Origin of the sequence: Pigmentiphaga daeguensis (assembly GCF_039523035.1) — a bacterium.
GTDB classification, from domain to species: Bacteria; Pseudomonadota; Gammaproteobacteria; order Burkholderiales; family Burkholderiaceae_B; genus Pigmentiphaga; species Pigmentiphaga daeguensis.
Map to the genome: position 1 here is coordinate 73,651 of NZ_BAAAEN010000023.1, position 18,056 is coordinate 91,706.

At 67.8% G+C, this 18,056-nt stretch carries 17 protein-coding genes; all 17 read right to left on the bottom strand.

Going from position 1 to position 18,056, the window contains the following annotated elements; genetic code table 11:
- Window positions 1-55: 55 nt before the first annotated feature.
- The 17 genes from ABD104_RS23490 to fabF all read right to left on the bottom strand — a co-directional run bounded on the left by ABD104_RS23490 (window position 56) and on the right by fabF (window position 17,921).
- The gene (locus ABD104_RS23490) at window positions 56-1,270 is read right to left on the bottom strand and encodes an MFS transporter (RefSeq protein ID WP_087840558.1); all 1,215 of its coding nucleotides are present in this window, start codon (window positions 1,268-1,270) and stop codon (window positions 56-58) included.
- An 83-nt stretch (window positions 1,271-1,353) separates the two neighbouring features.
- Window positions 1,354-1,923 (bottom strand): CDP-diacylglycerol--glycerol-3-phosphate 3-phosphatidyltransferase, encoded by a 570-nt coding sequence (gene pgsA / locus ABD104_RS23495; protein WP_087840557.1) that lies wholly within the window; start codon window positions 1,921-1,923, stop codon window positions 1,354-1,356.
- 43 nt (window positions 1,924-1,966) lie between these two features.
- Window positions 1,967-3,892: an excinuclease ABC subunit UvrC gene (gene uvrC, locus ABD104_RS23500; protein WP_087840556.1), complete on the bottom strand. Its 1,926-nt coding sequence runs from the start codon at window positions 3,890-3,892 to the stop codon at window positions 1,967-1,969.
- 10 nt (window positions 3,893-3,902) lie between these two features.
- The gene (gene nagZ, locus ABD104_RS23505) at window positions 3,903-4,964 is read right to left on the bottom strand and encodes a beta-N-acetylhexosaminidase (RefSeq protein WP_087840655.1); all 1,062 of its coding nucleotides are present in this window, start codon (window positions 4,962-4,964) and stop codon (window positions 3,903-3,905) included.
- An 11-nt stretch (window positions 4,965-4,975) separates the two neighbouring features.
- Window positions 4,976-5,407 carry a holo-ACP synthase gene (gene acpS / locus ABD104_RS23510; RefSeq protein WP_087840555.1) on the bottom strand — a complete coding sequence of 144 codons (432 nt, stop codon included), beginning with the start codon at window positions 5,405-5,407 and terminating at the stop codon, window positions 4,976-4,978.
- Complete coding sequence (gene pdxJ, locus ABD104_RS23515; protein ID WP_087840554.1) at window positions 5,407-6,153, bottom strand: pyridoxine 5'-phosphate synthase; 747 nt, start codon at window positions 6,151-6,153, stop codon at window positions 5,407-5,409. Before pdxJ ends, acpS begins: the two co-directional genes overlap by 1 nt.
- Before the next feature lie 40 nt (window positions 6,154-6,193).
- The gene (gene recO, locus ABD104_RS23520) at window positions 6,194-7,123 is read right to left on the bottom strand and encodes a DNA repair protein RecO (protein ID WP_279815239.1); all 930 of its coding nucleotides are present in this window, start codon (window positions 7,121-7,123) and stop codon (window positions 6,194-6,196) included.
- The gene (era, locus tag ABD104_RS23525) at window positions 7,116-8,015 is read right to left on the bottom strand and encodes a GTPase Era (RefSeq protein ID WP_087840551.1); all 900 of its coding nucleotides are present in this window, start codon (window positions 8,013-8,015) and stop codon (window positions 7,116-7,118) included. The genes recO and era overlap by 8 nt, the downstream gene beginning before the upstream one ends.
- A gap of 2 nt (window positions 8,016-8,017) precedes the next feature.
- Complete coding sequence (gene rnc, locus ABD104_RS23530) at window positions 8,018-8,989, bottom strand: ribonuclease III (RefSeq protein ID WP_087840550.1); 972 nt, start codon at window positions 8,987-8,989, stop codon at window positions 8,018-8,020.
- A gap of 309 nt (window positions 8,990-9,298) precedes the next feature.
- Window positions 9,299-10,201, bottom strand: a complete 903-nt coding sequence (lepB, locus tag ABD104_RS23535; protein ID WP_343928309.1) for a signal peptidase I — start codon at window positions 10,199-10,201, stop codon at window positions 9,299-9,301.
- Window positions 10,202-10,238: 37 nt separating this feature from the next.
- Window positions 10,239-12,032 carry a translation elongation factor 4 gene (lepA, locus tag ABD104_RS23540; protein WP_279815232.1) on the bottom strand — a complete coding sequence of 598 codons (1,794 nt, stop codon included), beginning with the start codon at window positions 12,030-12,032 and terminating at the stop codon, window positions 10,239-10,241.
- A gap of 224 nt (window positions 12,033-12,256) precedes the next feature.
- A complete protein-coding gene (locus ABD104_RS23545; RefSeq protein WP_343928318.1) occupies window positions 12,257-13,717 on the bottom strand; it encodes a DegQ family serine endoprotease in 1,461 nt (486 codons plus the stop codon).
- Window positions 13,718-13,795: 78 nt separating this feature from the next.
- Window positions 13,796-14,815, bottom strand: a complete 1,020-nt coding sequence (locus ABD104_RS23550) for a MucB/RseB C-terminal domain-containing protein (protein WP_243724645.1) — start codon at window positions 14,813-14,815, stop codon at window positions 13,796-13,798.
- Window positions 14,816-14,826: 11 nt separating this feature from the next.
- Window positions 14,827-15,405 carry a sigma-E factor negative regulatory protein gene (locus ABD104_RS23555; protein ID WP_371696135.1) on the bottom strand — a complete coding sequence of 193 codons (579 nt, stop codon included), beginning with the start codon at window positions 15,403-15,405 and terminating at the stop codon, window positions 14,827-14,829.
- A 149-nt stretch (window positions 15,406-15,554) separates the two neighbouring features.
- Window positions 15,555-16,157, bottom strand: coding sequence for an RNA polymerase sigma factor RpoE (gene rpoE, locus ABD104_RS23560; RefSeq protein ID WP_087840542.1), 603 nt, complete (start codon window positions 16,155-16,157; stop codon window positions 15,555-15,557).
- On the bottom strand, window positions 16,154-16,654 hold the full coding sequence (locus ABD104_RS23565) for a protein YgfX (RefSeq protein WP_343928310.1): 501 nt from the start codon (window positions 16,652-16,654) through the stop codon (window positions 16,154-16,156). Before ABD104_RS23565 ends, rpoE begins: the two co-directional genes overlap by 4 nt.
- 37 nt (window positions 16,655-16,691) lie before the next feature.
- Window positions 16,692-17,921, bottom strand: coding sequence for a beta-ketoacyl-ACP synthase II (fabF, locus tag ABD104_RS23570; protein WP_343928311.1), 1,230 nt, complete (start codon window positions 17,919-17,921; stop codon window positions 16,692-16,694).
- Window positions 17,922-18,056 lie beyond the last annotated feature (135 nt).

Sequence of the window (18,056 nt, forward strand, 5' to 3'; positions counted from 1 at the left end):
ACAAGACATGAATCGCCGCAGCGAAGGCAGGCCCGCGCTCGGCGGGCCGGGCAGCTCAGTGCACGCGCCGCGCCTTGGCGGCGATCAGCGCGGCGAAGAAGGCCGCGAGTACGAACGCAAGAAATGCGCCCAGGTAGGGCCCCTGCCGCAGGCCCGCATCCAGCATCACGCCAAAGGCAAGCGGTGCCAACGCCGAACCCGTGTCCATGCCGGAGTATACCAATCCGTAGACCGAGCCCGTGGCGCCGCGCGGCGTGACCCGGCGTACCAGCATGTCGCGGGACGGCCCCGCGACGCCCGCGCACAACCCCGCCAGGGCGACGCAGGGTACCGCCGCCGCCACCGGCAGCCAGCCGGTGGCCAGCAGGGCCAACAGCGCGCCGGCCGCCACGAAGGACATGCCGACGATGCGCTCGCTGTAGGGACCGCTGGAGACCAGGAATCCGCCCAGCACCATTCCGCAGGCGCCGGCCACCATGTAGCCGGACAGCGCGGTACTGGCGGTCACGCTGGAGATGCCGTAGATGGAACCCAGGATGGGAATGGTGTAGTTCTGGACCGCCGAGATCGCGACGGACGAAAACATGAAGAACAGGAAGGCCCCCCAGACTACGGGGTTGATCAGCAGCGCGCCCAGCGACGTACCCGCCGGGGCCGCGTCCAGGCGGCGCCCGCGGGCGGGGCGGCGTGCCGCCTCCACCGCCAGCAGGCGCCGGCCCACCACCGTCATGGCCAGGATGACTGCCACCAGCAGGCCCGCGCCGAAGGCGGCGACCCGCCAGTTGAACAGGTGGGTGAGCGTCGTGATGAATATGGGCGTGGTGGCCCAGCCCAGATTCCCGGTGATGCCGTGCGCGCTGAAGGCGTGTCCCAGGCGGGGACTGCTGACACGGCGGTTCAGGATGGAGAAATCAACCGGGTGGAACACCGAATTGCCGATGCCGGCCACCACGGCCGCGGCCATCAGCCAGCCATAGTTGCTGGCCAGCCCGAGCAGCAGGCCCGCCACGACGAAGCAGGCGAGCCCGAACCACAGGACCGGACGCGCGCCCGCACGGTCCACCACGAAGCCGGAACTGGCCTGGCCCACGCCCGAGATCGCATAGAACACCGCGACCAGGACCCCCAGTTCGGCAAATCCCAGTCCGAACTCCGCCGCCAGCGGCGCGAACAACGAAGGAATCACCAGTTGGAAGAAATGGGAGCTCGCATGGGCGATTCCCACCAGTCCGATGACTTTCCAGTCGAGCCTGCGCCGGGCGAACCTCATCCCGGGGGCGGCCAATGCTTGCTGCACGTCGTCTCCTGCTTTATTGCTCTGCGGACTGCGCCGCGAATCCCGCCGTGCCGGCCCTAGGCAGATCGCCGGATGACCGGCCAGGCCCGCTGCAGGTAATACATCATCGACCACACGGTCAGCACGGCGGCGATCTCGATCAGCCTCGACCCCCACCAAAGCGTGTCGATGCCGGCCACGCGTCCGCCGTACAGCAGGCACGGGATCGCGGTCATCTGCGCCGCGGTCTTGAACTTGCCCAGCCAGTGCACGGCGACGCTGGTGCTGGCGCCGATCTTGGCCATCCATTCGCGCAGGGCCGAAATGGTGATCTCGCGGCCGATGATGACCAGTGCGATCATGGCGTCGACCCGCCCCAGGTTCAGCAGCACGAGCAGCGCCGCGCTGACCATGAGCTTGTCGGCCACGGGGTCCAGGAAGGCGCCGAACGAGGATGTCTGGTTCAGCCGCCGCGCCAGCCAGCCATCGAGCCAGTCCGTCAGCGCGGCGAAGATGAACATGCCCGTGGCCACCGCATCGCGCACGGCCGTGGGCAGCACATGCTCCGGTACGTAGTACACGCTGACGACCAGCGGGATCATGGCGATCCGCACCCAGGTCAGGATAATCGGCAGGTTCAGAGGCATGGTCGAATGCTAACAGGCTACGGGGAAAAGTTCTCGGCAGGGGTCAGTGCAGTTGGCGGTGGATGCGCTCGGCCAGTTCCAGGGAGATGCCCTCGACGGACGCCAGGTCCTCCACGCTGGCCGAGATCACCCCGCGCAGGCCGCCGAAGCGCGCCAGCAGGCGCTGCCGGCGCTTGGCGCCGACACCCTCGATTTCCTCCAGCCGCGACACGTTGCGGGCCTTGGCCCGCCTCGCCCGCATGCCGGTGATGGCGAACCGGTGCGCCTCGTCGCGGATCTGCGCGACCAGCATCAGCGCGGCCGACTCGCCCCCCAACGCCAGCGGCTCGCGGCCGTCGGCGAAAACCAGCGTCTCCAAGCCCACCTTGCGCCCTTCCCCCTTGGCGACGCCGACCAGCAGCCCGATGTCCAGCCCCAGTTCGGCGAACACCTGGCGGGCGATCTCGACCTGCCCCTTGCCGCCGTCGATCAGCACGACGTCGGGCATGATCCCTCCCCCATCGGCGATTTTCTCGTAGCGGCGCGTCAGCACCTGCCGCATGGCCGCATAGTCGTCGCCGCCGGTGATGTCGTCGATATTGTAGCGACGATACTCCTTGGGCTGCATGGCATGGTGGTGGTAGACCACGCACGAGGCCTGCGTCGCCTCGCCGGCGGTGTGGCTGATGTCGAAGCACTCCATGCGCAGGGTTTCCAGCGCGGCCTCGTCGGCGTCTATGCCCAACACCTGGGCCAGGGCCGCGGTGCGCGCCTGCTGCGACCCGGCCTCGGCCAGCACTCGCGCCAGCGCCAGTTCGGCGTTCTTCCTGGCCTGCTCGAGCCAGCTCTTGCGCACGCCCTGCGGTTGCTTGACGAGATTGACCTTCGATCCGGCCTGCTCCGCCAGCATCGCGACCAAGTCGGCGTCGGGCAAGGGGTGCGACACGACGATGGTGCCGGGCAAGGCACGGTCAATGTAGTGCTGGGACATGAAGGCCTCCAGCACCTCGGCGGGCGAATCGCCATCGGTATGCGAAGGGAAGAAGGCCTTGTCGCCCAGGTGGCGCCCGCCCCGCACCATCGCCAGGTTCACGCAGGCCTTGCCCCCCTGCATGTCGACCGCGATCACGTCGGTATCGCCGCTGCCCCCCTCCATGGTCTGCTGGTGCAGCACGCGCGACAGGGCCGACAACTGGTCGCGCAGGGCGGCGGCTTCCTCGAAGCGCATCTCCTGCGAGGCGGCGAACATCCGCGTCTCGATGTCCGTGAGCACGGCCTGGGTCTGGCCGCGCAGGAACTGCGTGGCCCGGTCCACGTCCAGGGCGTAGTCCTCTTGCGAGACCAGGCCCACGCACGGCCCGGAACAGCGGTGGATCTGGTACAGCAGGCACGGCCGCGACCGGTTGGCGAAGACCGTGTCCTCGCAGGTGCGCAGGCGAAAGACCTTCTGCAGGATCTGTATGCTTTCGCGTACCGCCCACACGTTGGGGAAAGGGCCGAAGTACTGGTTGGCGCGGTCGGTGGTCCCGCGATAGTACGCGATGCGGGGGAACGCATGGCCGCTGACCTTCAGGTAGGGATAGGACTTGTCGTCGCGGAACAGGATGTTGTAGCGCGGCGCCAGCGACTTGATCAGGTTGTTTTCCAGCAGCAGCGCCTCGGCCTCGGAGCGCGTCACGGTGACCTCGACCCGCGCCACGCGGGCCAGCATATGCGCGATGCGCGGGCTGCCCACCTGCTTCTGGAAATACGAGGAAACGCGCTTCTTCAGGTCCCGCGCCTTGCCGACGTACATCACCTCGCCTTCCGCGTTGATGTGCCGGTACACGCCCGGCAGGTGCGGAAGCTGCGCCAGGAAGGATTTGATGTCGAAGGCCTGCCCGGGCTCTTCCGCGGCGGCCGGAGCGGGCGACGCCGGGGGCGCCACGGGCGCGTCCGGCTGCGCCGTCGTCTCCGGGGCCTGGTTCTCGTCCTTCTTGCGGCCGGCCATGTCGCCCTCCTCAGGCGCCGGCCCGCGCCAGGGCCTGGACCGCCTTGCGGGCCTTGCGATAGGCCGGATCGGCCGTCAGCGCCTGCCAGTCCTGCGCGGCGAACCTCGGCTTGAGCGACCGGATGCGCGCCACCGAGGCCGGATCCTGGACCCAGTCGAGCCGGCCCAGCAGGTCGTCCGCCATGTCGGGCCGGTTGCAGACCAGCACCATGTCGCAGCCCGCGCGCAACGCGGCCATCGCCCGGCCATGGATGTCGCCCGCCACCGAGGCGCCTTCCATGGTGAGATCGTCGGAGAACACCACGCCGCCATACTGGAGGCGCTTGCGCAACACGGTCGTCACCCACTTGCGCGAGAACCCGGCGGGCGACTTGTCGACCCGCGGATAGATGACGTGGGCCGGCATCACGGCGCCCAGGATGGCATCGCCCAGCCAGCGATAGGGCTGCGCGTCCTCGCCCAGCACCTCGTCCAGCGACCGGTCGTCCACCGGGATCTCGTAGTGGGAATCGGCGGCGGCAAAGCCGTGGCCGGGGAAATGCTTGCCGCAGGCGGACATGCCGGCCAGCGCCAGCCCCTGGATCAAGGCCCGGGCCAGCATGGCCACCACGCGCGGATCGCGATGGAAGGACCGGTCGCGGATGACGCGGCTTTCGCCGAAATCCAGGTCCAGCACCGGCGTGAAACTCAGGTCCACGCCGCAGGCACGCAGCTCGGCGGCCAGCACCCGGCCGGTATCGGTCGCCATGCGCATGGCTTCGAGCGGGTCGCTTTCCCACAGGCGGCCCAGGGCCCGCATGGGCGGCAGCGCCGTGAAGCCATCACTGCGGAAACGCTGGACCCGTCCGCCCTCGTGGTCGACCGCGATCAACAGCGGCTCGCCGCGGGCGGCGTGGATGTCGGCGGTCAACCTGGTCAGTTGCGCCCGGTCGCGGAAATTGCGGGCGAACAGGATCACTCCGCCCACCAGCGGGTGGCGCAGCCGCTCGGCCTCGGCCGCGGTCAGTTCGAAACCCGCCACGTCCACCATCACGGGGCCGGGTGCAGGCAAGGAAGAAAGAGATGCAGTCATGATCGGATCCGTCACGGGCGCCGCGTCTCCACGATGACGTAGGCGGCGACCATGTCGTGTTCGTCGGTCAGCGATACGTGGGCGGCGCCGAAGCGCGCCTCGTACCAGGTCTTGAGCGGCTCGGCCAGGACCACGACGGGCCGCCCGCCCGGCGCGTTGAGCGTTTGCATGCGGCGCCAGGTCATGGGCATGCGCATGCCCAGTCCCACGGCCTTGGAAAAGGCCTCCTTGGCGGCGAAGCGCGTGGCCAGGAAACGCACGCCGCGCTGCGGGTCGCGGCTGCGGCGCGCGGTGAATTTCGCGAATTCCTCGGCGCCCAGGATCTTCTGCGCGAAGCGGTCGCCCCGGCGCGCCAGGGCCTGCTCGATGCGTTCGACCCGCAGCAGGTCAATGCCGATGCCGGCCAGGGCGGGAAGCGCACCGTCGCGCAGCGGCTCGGGCATCAATGCGCCGGCCTCGGCAAGGCACCGCTGCGCGCGGTGATCATCAGGGCCTTCATCTCGCGCACCGCCGTCTCCAGGCCGCAGAACACGGACTGGGCGATGATGGCGTGGCCGATGTTGAGCTCGGCGATGCCGTCCAGGGCCGCGACCGGCTGCACGTTCTCGTAGTGCAATCCATGGCCGGCGTTGACGCGCAAGCCCTGCCGCAACCCGACCGCCACGGCGTCCCGGATGCGCGCCAGTTCCCGCTGCGCCGCATCCGCCACGGCCTCGGCATACGCGCCGGTATGCAGTTCGATCACGGTCGCGCCCGTGCGGGCGGCGGCCTCGATCTGGTCCGCCTGCGGATCGATGAACAGCGACACCCGCACGCCGGCATCGTGCAACCGCGACACGGCGGCCTTCACATCGTCGAAATGCCCCAGCACGTCCAGTCCGCCTTCGGTGGTGAGCTCCTGGCGTTTCTCGGGCACCAGGCAGACGTCCTGTGGCCGGATCCGGCAGGCGATCTCCAGCATTTCCGGCGTGATGGCGCATTCCAGGTTCATGCGCGTGCGCAGCTTGCCCCGCAGGCTCTCGACATCCGCGTCCTGGATATGCCGGCGATCCTCGCGCAGATGCAAGGTAATCAGGTCCGCGCCCGCCTCCTCTGCCACCAGCGCGGCCCGGACCGGATCCGGATAGGAAACGTGCCGCTGCTGCCGCAGCGTCGCCACGTGGTCGATATTGACGCCCAGATCAATCATAGATATCCAACAATTCCATCCATTCAGCCCCTCTCGCCGGTCAATCGGCGGCTTTTCCAGGATGCGGTGGATCCGGCTCCGCCGGTCCGCCCGCATCACCCCCGGGGGGGCGCGCGTCAGCGCGCAGGGGGGGAAAACTCCTCAGGTCTCGCAATACCTGCCGCGTCGCCATCGGCCGGCCATTCATATGATAGTCCAGCCGTTCCCGCAGCAAGCGGCGCAGCTCGGGCTCGGCGGCGACATCGTCGAAGCGGCCCGCGGCCAGCGCCAACAGCGACTCACCGGTAATGGGCGTGCCCAGTTGCGGCGCTTCGGGCTCCTCGGGCTCCGGCCCGGCTTCCAGCGGCACACGGTAGCGCATGCCGGCTTGCACGGGCTCGTCGTTGCCCGTTGCGGCCGGGTCGAAGCCATAGCCGATCTCGCACAGCAGCCGCCATTCGAACTCCCTCAAGGCAGCCGACAACCGGGGCTGCGCGGCCAGCCTGGACAAGGCGTCGACATAGGCGTCGTACAAGGATTCGTGCGGATCGTCGCGTCCCAGCAGGCGCAGCAGCAGCTCGTTCAGGTACCAGCCCGACATGGCTGCGGCCCCTTGCAGGCGCTGGGGTGCCCCGGACCACTCGGCCCGCACCAGGGTCTTGATCTCGCCCGCGCCGCTCCAGGACAGGCTCAGCCGCTGGAAGGCGATCAGTACCGGCCGCAGCGCCGAATGAGGCCGCTTCGCGCCCTTGGCCACCAGGGCCAGCCGTCCGTGGGAACGCGTGAACACGTCCAGGATCAGCGAGGTCTCGCGATAGGGATAACTGTGGATCAGGAAGGCGGGGACATCGTCCACCCGGTGCCCACGGCCACGCGGACGCGCCTGCCTGGCGGGCGCCGGAGCGGCCGCCAGGGGCGTCCGCCGGAACAGCGATCCTGCGGCGTCGGGCAAGATCTCGTCCGGCGCCACGGGATCCCGGGAATTACTCATAACCCAGGTCGCGCAGCGCGCTTTCGCGCTCGGCCCAGCCCTTGCGCACCTTCACATAGATTTCCAGGTGCACCGGCTTGTCGATCAGCTTGGCGATGTCCTGCCTGGCCTCGGTGGCGATGCGCTTCATGCGTTCACCCCCGGTTCCCAAGAGGATAGGCCGATGGCTGTCCCGGTCGACGATCACGCAGGCCGCGATGCGGGTCACGCGGGGCTGCTCTTCCCATTGCTCGATCACCACGGTGGACCCGTAGGGCAGCTCGTCGCCGACCAGGCGGAAGATCTTCTCGCGTATGAGCTCGCTGGCGATGAAGCGCACCGGCCGGTCGGTCAGGGTGTCTTCCTCGAACATGGGCTCGCCTTCCGGCAGCCCCTTGGCGATCTCGTCCAGCAGGTGATCGAGCTGGCGCGACTTGGCGGCGCTGACCGGCACGACGGCATCGTAGGGATGCAGCCCCATGATGCGCGACACGTAGGGAAACAACGCGTCGCGGTCCTTGAGCAGGTCGGTCTTGTTCACGGCCAGGATGCGCCGCGCCCGCGCCGGCAACAGCGGCAGCAGGTTGGCATCGCCCTCGGACCACTTGCCGGCCTCGACCACGTGGACCACCACGTCCACGTCGGCCAGCGCCTGGGTCACCACGCGGTTCATCATGCGGTTCATCGCGCCGCCGTGGCGGGTCTGGAAACCGGGCGTGTCGACGAACACGAACTGCTCGGCGCCACGCGTGAAGACGCCGTGGATACGGTGGCGCGTGGTCTGCGCCTTGCGCGAGACGATGCTGACCTTGGCGCCGATCAGCGCGTTCAGGAGGGTCGACTTGCCGACGTTGGGCCGGCCGACGATGGCGACGAAACCGCAGCGGCTGGCGGTGGAGGAATCAGAAGACATGGTCATTTCTTGCCGGCGGGCTGCCCCGAGGCGGACAGGGTTTCGCCGGGAGGCTGCGGCGCCGGAGGCGCTGCCTGGGGTTCTTTCCGGGGCGCGGCCGCCGGGACGGGCGCCTTGCCCTCGGCGGCCTGGGTCGAGGTGATCTTGGCGACGGGCGCCTCGATCACGGCGGCCCTGGCCGGAGCCGAAACGGCGGCCGCCTCTACCTTGGCGGCGTTGGCGGGTTCGTCCGGCACTTCCTGCGCCACCGCAACCGGCAGCGACAACTGGGCCGTCTTGCGCGCGCGGGGCGAACGCTTGGCCGGCGTCGGATTGGCGGCCAACGCGGCTTCCAGCGCCTGCTTGGCGGCCGCCTGCTCGGCGGCGCGGCGGCTGCCGCCTATGCCGACCACCTGCACGTCCAGCTTGGGGATGGCGCACTCGACCTCGAATTCCTGGCTATGCGCCGCGCCGTGCGTGGCCACCACCGTATAGACCGGCAACGCGATCTTGCGGCCCTGCAGGTATTCCTGCAGCAGCGTCTTGGCGTCCTTGCCCAGCGTCTTGGGATCGACGGTCTCGAGCACGGGCTTGTAGAGCCGGGCGATCACGGCGCTGGCCGCGTCGAAGCCGCCATCCATGAAGATGGCGCCGAAGATGGCCTCGAGCGTGTCGGCCAGGATCGACGGCCGGCGAAAGCCACCGCTCTTGAGTTCGCCTTCGCCCAGCCGCAGGAAGCGGGACAGTTCCACCCGCTGGGCGATGTCGGCCAGCGACGCCTGCTTGACCAGGTTCGCGCGCAGGCGCGACAGGTCGCCCTCGTCGATGCGGGCGAAGCGGTCATACAACAGGGAGGCGATCGCGCAGTTCAGGACGCTGTCGCCCAGGAACTCCAGGCGTTCGTTGTGCTTGCTGCTATGGCTGCGATGCGTCAGCGCCTGCTCCAGGAGGCTCTTGTTCCTGAAGGTGTAGGCGAGGCTGGTCTCGATATTCATGGCTCCCCCTACGCGCTGCGCGCGCCCGACGTGGTGAGCCCCCAGCCGCTACGCGGCAGCCCCCCGAGGGGGCGGGGCCCCGCCTTGGGGCGGCCCGGCGCCGAGCCCCCCGGGGCGGCACTGGCGGACCGGCGGAGCCGGATCCGCTGTGCCCATGGGTACGACCCGGCTGATGACGGATGGGGAAGCTGCGTGGCGGGGCAATGCGCATGCGCGGCCGCGCCGCCAGGCGCGGGGGGCGCTTGCGGCCGGGTGCGACAGGCGGAGGTAGGCGACGAATTCATGCGGTGCGGCGCATGGCGCAAGACATCAATGGAAGCGGCCAATCCGTTTCAGGTCCCCGAAGTTCATCCAGACGAAAAACGCCTTGCCCACGATATTCGAATCCGGCACGAAACCCCAATACCGGCTGTCCGCGCTGTTATCCCGATTATCGCCCATGACGAAATAATTGCCTGCGGGCACTTTGCAACGCACGCCCTCGCGGGAGTATTCGCAGGCGTCGCGGTTCAGATAGCCCCCAAAAGGATCGATTTCCGGCGAACGTCGCTCATCTATCAATATCTGATGATTTACGCCCTTGAGGTTTTCATCATATAGCGCGGCGTAGGAAACCCGGTCTGGGTCGAAATATTCCCCTACCTTTTTCATGGGTATTTCCTGCCCGTTGATGGTCAGCCGCTTGTTCAGGTAGGCCACCTCGTCGCCCGGCACGCCGACCACGCGCTTGATGTAGTCGACCTGCGGATCGACCGGATAGCGGAAGACGACGACGTCACCGCGCTGCGGGTCGCCCAGCGGGACGACCTTCTTGTCCACGATGGGCAGGCGCAAGCCGTACGAAAACTTGTTGACCAGGATCAGGTCGCCGATCTGCAGCGTGGGCATCATCGAGCCCGAGGGGATGCGAAACGGCTCGACCACGAACGAGCGCAGCACGAACACGAACAGGATGACCGGGAAGAAACTGACGGAGTACTCCACCCACCAGGGCATCTTGCCGGCGCGGTCCACCGCTTCCTGGCGCTGGCGTTCGACCTCGGCCTCGCCGCTGGCGGCGCGCACCGACTGGGCGCGCCCGGCGTCGAACTCGGCCGCGGCGCGGGCCATGCGGGCGGTACGCTGCGGACGCAGGGACACGCGGTCGAATGCCCAGACGATGCCGGTCACCACCAGCAGCACGAACAGGATCAGCGCGAAATTCAGGCTCATGCCCCCTTCCCCTCGATATGGTTCACAACACCGCGGTTCATTTGTCCTCCACCTGCAGAATGGCCAGGAAAGCTTCTTGCGGAATCTCGACGCTGCCGACCTGCTTCATGCGCTTCTTGCCGGCCTTCTGCTTTTCGAGCAGCTTCTTCTTGCGGGAAATGTCGCCGCCATAGCACTTGGCCAGCACGTTCTTGCGCAAGGCCTTGACGTTCTCGCGCGCGATGACCTCGGCGCCGATCGCGGCCTGGATGGCCACGTCGTACATCTGCCGGGGAATGAGCTCGCGCATGCGGGCGGTCACGTCCCGCCCGCGGGCACGGGCGTTGGCACGGTGCACGATGAGCGACAGCGCGTCGACCTTGTCGCCGTTGATCAGCAGGTCGACCCGCACCACGTCGGCGCTGCGGTATTCCTTGAACTCGTAGTCCATCGAGGCATAGCCCCGCGACACGGACTTGAGCTTGTCGAAGAAGTCCAGGACGATCTCGGCCAGCGGGATCTCGTAGGTCAGGTGGACCTGGCGGCCGTGGTAGGCCATGTTGATCTGGATGCCGCGCTTGGCCGTGCACAGGGTGATGACCGGCCCCACGTACTCCTGAGGCATGAACAGCGTGACCGTGACGATGGGCTCGCGCACGTCGGCGATCTTGCCCACCTCGGGCATCTTGGACGGGCTGTCGACCATGACCACCGAACCGTCGCGCAGTTCGACCTCGTAGACCACCGATGGCGCGGTGGTGATGAGGTCCATGTCGAACTCGCGCTCCAGCCGCTCCTGCACGATTTCCATGTGCAGCAGCCCCAGGAAGCCGCAGCGGAAGCCGAAACCCAGCGCCTGCGAGACTTCCGGGTCGTACATCAATGCGGCATCGTTGAGCTTGAGCTTTTCCAGCGAGTCGCGCAGCGAGTCGTACTCGCTGGATTCGACCGGATACAGGCCGGCGAATACCTGCGGCTTGATCTCCTTGAAGCCCGGCAGCGGCGCGGCGGCCGGCTTGGAGGCGTGGGTGATGGTGTCGCCCACCTTGGCGTGCTTGAGTTCCTTGATGCCGGCGATGACGAAGCCCACTTCCCCCGCCGACAGGTGCGTGCGGGCTTCGGACTTGGGCGTGAACACGCCGACCTGTTCGCACAGGTGCGCGGCGCCCGTGGCCATCAGCAGCAGCTTTTCCTTGGGCTTGAGCACGCCGTTGACCACGCGCACCAGCATCACCACGCCCACGTAGTTGTCGAACCAGGAGTCGATGATGAGCGCCTGCAGCGGCTCGGCGGCATCGCCCTCGGGCGGCGGGATGCGGGCGATGACCGCCTCCAGGATGTCGTCGATCCCCATGCCGGTCTTGGCGCTGGCCGGGATGGCGTCATCCGCCGGGATGCCGATGACTTCCTCGATTTCCTGCTTGGCCGTTTCCGGGTCGGCCTGCGGCAGGTCCATCTTGTTCAGCACCGGCACGACCTCGACGCCCAGCTCGATGGCCGTGTAGCAATTGGCCACGGTCTGGGCCTCCACGCCCTGCGAGGCGTCGACCACCAGCAGCGCCCCTTCGCAGGCCGACAGCGAACGGCTGACTTCATACGAGAAGTCCACGTGCCCCGGGGTATCGATCAGGTTCAGGTTGTAGGTATTGCCGTCCCGCGCCTGGTAGCGCAACGCGGCGGTCTGGGCCTTGATCGTGATGCCGCGCTCGCGCTCGATGTCCATCGAGTCGAGTACCTGGGCCTCCATTTCCCGGTCCGACAAGCCCCCGCAGCGGTGGATGATGCGGTCGGCAAGCGTCGATTTGCCGTGATCGATGTGGGCGATGATGGAGAAATTGCGAATGTGCTGCATGCGATCCAAATGATGAGCCCACCCCCTACGCGCTGCGCGCGCCCCCTCGAGGGGGCGGCACTGGCGGACCGGCGAAGCCGGTCCGCGGTGCCCTTGGGGATTTGCAAAAAAAGGGGGCGCAACGCGCCCCGCCTGTATCGGCCGTGCGGGACGTTCCCGCACGGCTTGCCTGATAGATATGTCGCGACCCGGCATTTTACCGCCGAGCGCGAATGTCTGCCGGACTACCTGGTGGGCCGTATCGGCACCCACTGGGTCAGGTCGTCGCGCCGGACCAGCACGCCGTGGACCTTGCTCCGGTCGATCTTGGCCACCAGCCCGTTGAACTGCGACGCGCCGGTGATTTCGGTATTGTCCAGGGCCAGGATGACGTCTCCCTGGCGGATGCCGGCCCGCGCCGCGGGGCCGTCGGCGGCGTCCACCTGCACCCCGCCCCGGACCCGCAGCTCGCGGCGGCGGGCTGCCGGCAGGTCGGACACCACCAGGCCCAGCACGTTGGTCTTCTGGGCCTGGCCGCCGCCCTCGTCCTGGCGGGCGGCAGCGGCCTTGTCGGGTTCCAGCTCGCCCACGGTGATGGACAGGTCGCGGGTACCGCCGCGCCGCCAGACCTGGATCGTGGCCTTGGTGCCCGGCTTGGTCTCGCCCACCGTGCGCGGCAGGTCAGACGAACGTTCGATCGTCTTGCCGTTGAATTTCAGGATGACGTCGCCCGGCTCGATCCCGGCCTTCTCGGCGGGGCTGCCCGGCTCGACCATGCCCACCGAGGCGCCGGCGGTCCGGCCCAGCCCGATGGCGTCGGCGACTTCCTTGCTGACTTCGCCGATCTGCACGCCGATGCGGCCACGGATGACCCGGCCGCTGGAACGCAACTGGTCGGCCACGCGCATGGCTTCGTCGATGGGAATGGCCAGCGAGATGCCCATGAACCCGCCGCTGCGGGAAATGATCTGCGAATTGATGCCCACCACCTCGCCGCGCATGTTCAGCAGCGGACCGCCGGAGTTGCCGGGGTTGACCGCCACGTCGGTCTGGATGAACGGCAGGTAGTCGCCCGTGTCCCGGCCCGTGGCGCTGACGATGCCCGCGGTGACGGTGGAGTCGAGCCCGAATGGCGAGCCGATGGCCAGGACCCACTCGCCCTTGCGCAGCTGGGTGGGATCGCCCGGCTTGAGCGGCGTCATGCCGGTGGCCTCGATCTTGATCAAGGCCACGTCGGTGCGCTCATCCGAGCCGATGACCTTGGCCTTGAACTCGCGCCGGTCGGTCAGGGTGACGTAGATGTCGTCGGCGCCGTTGACCACGTGGTGGTTGGTCAGGATGTAGCCGTCGGCCGAGATGAAGAACCCCGATCCCACGCCGCGCGGAACCTCCTGGCCCTCGTCGTTGTTGCCCGGCGGGGTCGGCTGCCGGGGCCCCCGGCCGGGAGGCACGAAATCAGGACCGAAGAACCAGCGGAAAAGCTCGTAGGGGTCCTGGCCGCCCCCGCCGCCATAGGGGCCGCGTGCCACGGCCCGTGCGGTGGTTCGGATGTTGACCACGGCAGGATCGGCCTTGGCCACGAGATCGGTGAAATCCGGCAAGGCACGGGTCTGCGCCTGCGCGGCCGGCTGGCCGGCGGCCAGCAGCAGCGCGGCGAACAGGACGAGCAGGAACGCGGTGCCCAGGGTCGAGCACACCCGTTTCATCGGATGCGGATAGCACGCAGCACCATGGAAAACTGACATGTAAGCTCCGGGTAAAGAAAAGGCTCGAACCGGCGGCGCTCAAGGCTTGCGCGCGGCCACCGGCGTATAGCTTATCGAATCGGCGATCTGTTGAATCGTACCGAGCGGCGCTTCGCCCAGCACGGTGATCCAATGGTCGCCCAGGCGGCGCCCCACCACATTGATGGCGCCGCGGGCGCCCGGCCCGACCTGCCGCGGATGCGATTCGCTATAGGGCTCGATGAAGACGGAAATCGCCGCCAGGCCATCCGACAACATGACCTGCTTGACGTCGGGCTTGCCGCCCATCGAACGCTGGACTTCCATCATCCTGTGGAAACCCACCGGTTCGCCCACCTTCCAGCCGAGATCGGCCAGCTTGACCGGCTTCAATTGCGTGCGCACGACGCGCCAGCCCTCGGTCTTCCAGCGCGGCTTGAGTTGCTTGCGATCGACATCCGCCCCCACCTGCAGCGCAATGAAGGCGACCTGCTCGACCACGTCGTCCTCGGGCGACAGGGTCTGGGCCCGCAGCAGCAGCCCGGAGCTGCTGTCGGCGCACAGCCGGTAGCCGTAGCGATCGGCATCCCGGGGGCGCAGGGTGATGACCTGGCAGTCCCGGTCGGCCACCCGTTCCGGCTGGGGCTCGACGCTGACGTCGTAGTGCTCGCCCAGTTGATCCGGGCCGCCTATCATCAGGCCGGGGAAACGATCGCGCGCGGTTCGGGTCTCGACCAGCACGGCGCGCTTCTGCGGCAGCAGGCACTGGATCTCGTCGTCCTTGCGCAGAAACTCCAGCGGCTGGCCGTCCAGCAGCTCGAGGCGCTCGTGCTCGCTCTTGCCGTCGTAGATATGGGTGATGCGGGAGGACTGCATCGAGGCGCCCTGCTGATACGCGAAGACGCCGGAATAATTGAGTTCCCGGGCCGAGGCCTGGATGCGCTGCAACAACCCGGTGCCATCGGCCGGGGCCGCGGGGGCCGGGGGCTGGGCCTGGGACGCGATCGTCACCAGGCACAGCATGGCGAACGCCAGGGAACGTGTGGACCACACCACGGCCGAACGACTAACCTCCGACACGAGACCTTCCTTCAACGTTGCCCTGCGGCGGATTCGAAAGAGGTGGCCGACACCTGCCGGATGGCGCTCCGGCCGGCGATCTGCCGGTGGGCCTCGAGGTATTCGCCCAGCGAAACATCGACCGCCGGCTCGGCCCGGCGCGCCGCGGCCGGCGCGGCGACCTGGACGACGGCCGGCGTGGCGGCGGGCTGGGCGCTGGCGGAAAATTCGACCGGTGCGCCCTGCCCGCCGAAATAGGGCTGGGCGATCCAGGTGACCGAGGCGACGGCGGCCGCCGCGGCCAGACCGGGAAAACCATAGCGCGTCATGAACCGGCGGGAAATCGTCCGCCGGGGCGCCGCGACGATGGGCGCCTCGTGTTCCAACGCCTCGAGGAAGCGCCGGTGGAAGCCGGACGACACGGGCAGCGCCAGTTCGGGCGTGCGCACCACGTCGCCGACCAGATGGTAGAGGTCCCAGTCGGCGCGGCCTGCGCCCGTCGCCAGGTAGGCGGACACTGCCGCTTCCGCTTCATCGGCCTCGTCGGCGAGTTCGCCGTCCATGTAGGCCGACAGCCATTCCTCGACGCGGGCCTGATTCAACCCGTCCAGATCGTCCTGCGCAGACGCGGCCGCTTCCCGGCCGAAACCGACGGACTCATTCCGATGCGATGTCACCTGCATTTCCATAACCTCCGGGGCTGCCGATTGCCCGGTTACCTGCCATTTTGCCCAAAATTCATGCCGCCCTGCTCCCCTGGCTACCAACGCTTGTCGTCCTGGGTATCCAGCAGGGGCCGCAATCGGGCCGCAATTGCCTCGCGCGCCCGGAAGATCCGGGATCGCACGGTGCCTATGGGACATCCCATCGACTGGGCGATGTCCTCATAGCTCATTCCTTCAATCTCGCGCAACACGATAGCCGTTCGCAGCTCCTCGGGAAGAGCTTCGATCGCCAAATTGACCGTTTCGGCAATTTCGCGGGTCGCCATCATGGATTCTGGCGTGTTGATATCGCTTAGGTTGTCGGTTTCGTCGAAAGTTTCACCATCCTCGTTCTCGTATTCGGACGGCGAGCTGGGACGCCTGCCCGAAGCCACCAGGTGGTTCTTGGCGGTATTGATGGCGATGCGGTAGAGCCAGGTATAGAAGGCGCTTTCCCCGCGGAACTGCGGGAGCGCGCGATAGGCCTTGATGAAGGCCTCCTGGGCGACGTCTTCGATTTCGCTGGGATCGCGGATGAAACGCGACAGCAGGCGCAGGATCTTGCGCTGGTACTTCAGCATCAGCAGTTCGAACGCCTTCTTGTCGCCCCGCTGCACGCGGGCGACCAGCTCGGCGTCGATCTCGCGCTCGCTCGTCATGCCGAGGCCCCCAGGCGGGGATCACGAGCCTGGGGCGCGACCAGCAGGCCTTCGCCCCGCTGCTCGGTCCAGGCGACGGCCATGCGCAGTTGCCGCCATTCCCTGGCCTCCAGGCTGTCGGCCCACACGGTGAGCGTCGCACGCGCGGGGGCCCGGGGCCGTCCGGGCGGCGGCGCGAGGTCGCCCTGCAGCGTCAGCCAGCCCAGCGGAGAATGCCAGATGTGGCGGGGACGGAAACGCCGCCAGCCCTGGTGGTCGGCCAGCGCCCAGTTGCCGCCGGCATCGACGGCAAGCGCCCGAAACGGCTGGCGCGCCCGGCGTTGGCAGACGATGGCGCCCAGCGCCAGCCCCAGGCCGGCAACCGGGGCTGCCGCCCAGGCCAGCGGCGAACCGGCCAGCGCGAACCAGGTCCCGGCGGCCGCGGCCCATCCCGCTGCCAGGGCGATGCAATGCCCCAGCAGGCCGGCGCGGCGCGAAGGCCGCAGATGCGCCAGCATGGACAGACCGGAGGGTGCCGTCCCGATATCGCTCAAATCAGACCTTGCGCACGATCATCGTGCCGTTGGTACCGCCGAACCCGAAGGAGTTCGACAGCGCGACGTCGATCTTCATCTGCCGCGCCTGGTTGGCGCAGTAGTCCAGATCGCACTCGGGGTCCTGATTGAAGATGTTGATGGTGGGCGGAGCAACCTGGTTATAGACGGCCAGCGTCGTGAACACGGCTTCGATGCCGCCGGCGGCGCCCAGCAGGTGGCCCGTCATGGACTTGGTCGAGCTGACCACGATCTGCTTGGCGTGGTCGCCGAAGGCCAGCTTCAGGGCCTCGGTCTCGTTCTTGTCTCCCAGCGGCGTCGAGGTGCCGTGGGCATTGACGTAGTGAACCTCTTCCTTGTTGATCCCGCCGTTGCGCAGCGCGTTGACCATGCCGCGGCAAGGTCCTTCGCGGTCGGGCGCCGTGATGTGGTGGGCGTCGGAGCTCATGCCGTAGCCGGCGAATTCGCCATAGATGCGCGCGCCGCGCTTCTTGGCATGTTCGTATTCCTCGAGCACGAGCACGCCCGCGCCCTCGCCCAGCACGAAGCCGTCGCGATCGCGGTCCCAGGGACGCGACGCCGTCTTGGGATCGTCGTTGCGGGTGGACAGCGCCCGCATGGCGGCAAAGCCGCCGATACCCAGCGGCGACACGGTGGACTCGGCGCCGCCGGCCAGCATGACGTCGGCATCGCCGTACTCGATCAGGCGCGCGGCGTCACCGATGCTGTGCAGGCCGGTGGTGCACGCCGACACCACGGCGTAGCTGGGTCCCTTCATGCCATAGCGTATCGACAGCTGGCCCGAGATCAGGTTGATCAGCGACGCCGGGACGAAATAAGGCGAAATGCGGCGCGCGCCGCGCTGCAGGTAATCGGCCTCGGTTTCCTCGATGCGGGGCAGGCCGCCGATACCCGAGCCGACGATGACGCCGACGCGTTCGGCGTTGGCATCGGTGATTTCAAGCCCGCTGTCCTTCAAGGCCTGCGCGCCGGCCGCGATGCCATAATGGATGAAGGTATCCATCTGGCGCACTTCCTTGGCGGGCACGAACTGGCTTGCGTCGAATCCTTTGACTTCACCGGCGATATGGCAGTTGAAATCGGTGGGGTCGAAGCGGGTGATGCGGTCTATGCCTGAACGGCCGTTGACGATGTTGTCCCATGCGGAGGCGATGTCATTGCCCACAGGGGAAACGATACCGAGACCGGTGATGACGACGCGTCGCTTCACTGACTACTCCTCAAGTGCGCGGAGAAAAAGCGAATCCGGCAGCTGCCCTCCCGCCGTTGGCTCCGGCAAGGTCGCGCATGGCCGCGCCGAACTTAAAAAACGAAGGCGGCCGATGAGCCGCCCGCGTCATCGCAC

What these genes read in the sequence shown, in the direction of transcription:
- ABD104_RS23490 (WP_087840558.1), bottom strand. Translation starts at nt 1,270, where the DNA reads ATGAGGTTCGCCCGGCGCAGGCTCGACTGGAAAGTCATCGGACTGGTG.
- pgsA (WP_087840557.1), bottom strand. Translation starts at nt 1,923, where the DNA reads ATGCCTCTGAACCTGCCGATTATCCTGACCTGGGTGCGGATCGCCATG.
- uvrC (WP_087840556.1), bottom strand. Translation starts at nt 3,892, where the DNA reads ATGGCCGGCCGCAAGAAGGACGAGAACCAGGCCCCGGAGACGACGGCG.
- nagZ (WP_087840655.1), bottom strand. Translation starts at nt 4,964, where the DNA reads ATGACTGCATCTCTTTCTTCCTTGCCTGCACCCGGCCCCGTGATGGTG.
- acpS (WP_087840555.1), bottom strand. Translation starts at nt 5,407, where the DNA reads ATGCCCGAGCCGCTGCGCGACGGTGCGCTTCCCGCCCTGGCCGGCATC.
- pdxJ (WP_087840554.1), bottom strand. Translation starts at nt 6,153, where the DNA reads ATGATTGATCTGGGCGTCAATATCGACCACGTGGCGACGCTGCGGCAG.
- recO (WP_279815239.1), bottom strand. Translation starts at nt 7,123, where the DNA reads ATGAGTAATTCCCGGGATCCCGTGGCGCCGGACGAGATCTTGCCCGAC.
- era (WP_087840551.1), bottom strand. Translation starts at nt 8,015, where the DNA reads ATGTCTTCTGATTCCTCCACCGCCAGCCGCTGCGGTTTCGTCGCCATC.
- rnc (WP_087840550.1), bottom strand. Translation starts at nt 8,989, where the DNA reads ATGAATATCGAGACCAGCCTCGCCTACACCTTCAGGAACAAGAGCCTC.
- lepB (WP_343928309.1), bottom strand. Translation starts at nt 10,201, where the DNA reads ATGAGCCTGAATTTCGCGCTGATCCTGTTCGTGCTGCTGGTGGTGACC.
- lepA (WP_279815232.1), bottom strand. Translation starts at nt 12,032, where the DNA reads ATGCAGCACATTCGCAATTTCTCCATCATCGCCCACATCGATCACGGC.
- ABD104_RS23545 (WP_343928318.1), bottom strand. Translation starts at nt 13,717, where the DNA reads ATGAAACGGGTGTGCTCGACCCTGGGCACCGCGTTCCTGCTCGTCCTG.
- rpoE (WP_087840542.1), bottom strand. Translation starts at nt 16,157, where the DNA reads ATGACGAGCGAGCGCGAGATCGACGCCGAGCTGGTCGCCCGCGTGCAG.
- ABD104_RS23565 (WP_343928310.1), bottom strand. Translation starts at nt 16,654, where the DNA reads ATGCTGGCGCATCTGCGGCCTTCGCGCCGCGCCGGCCTGCTGGGGCAT.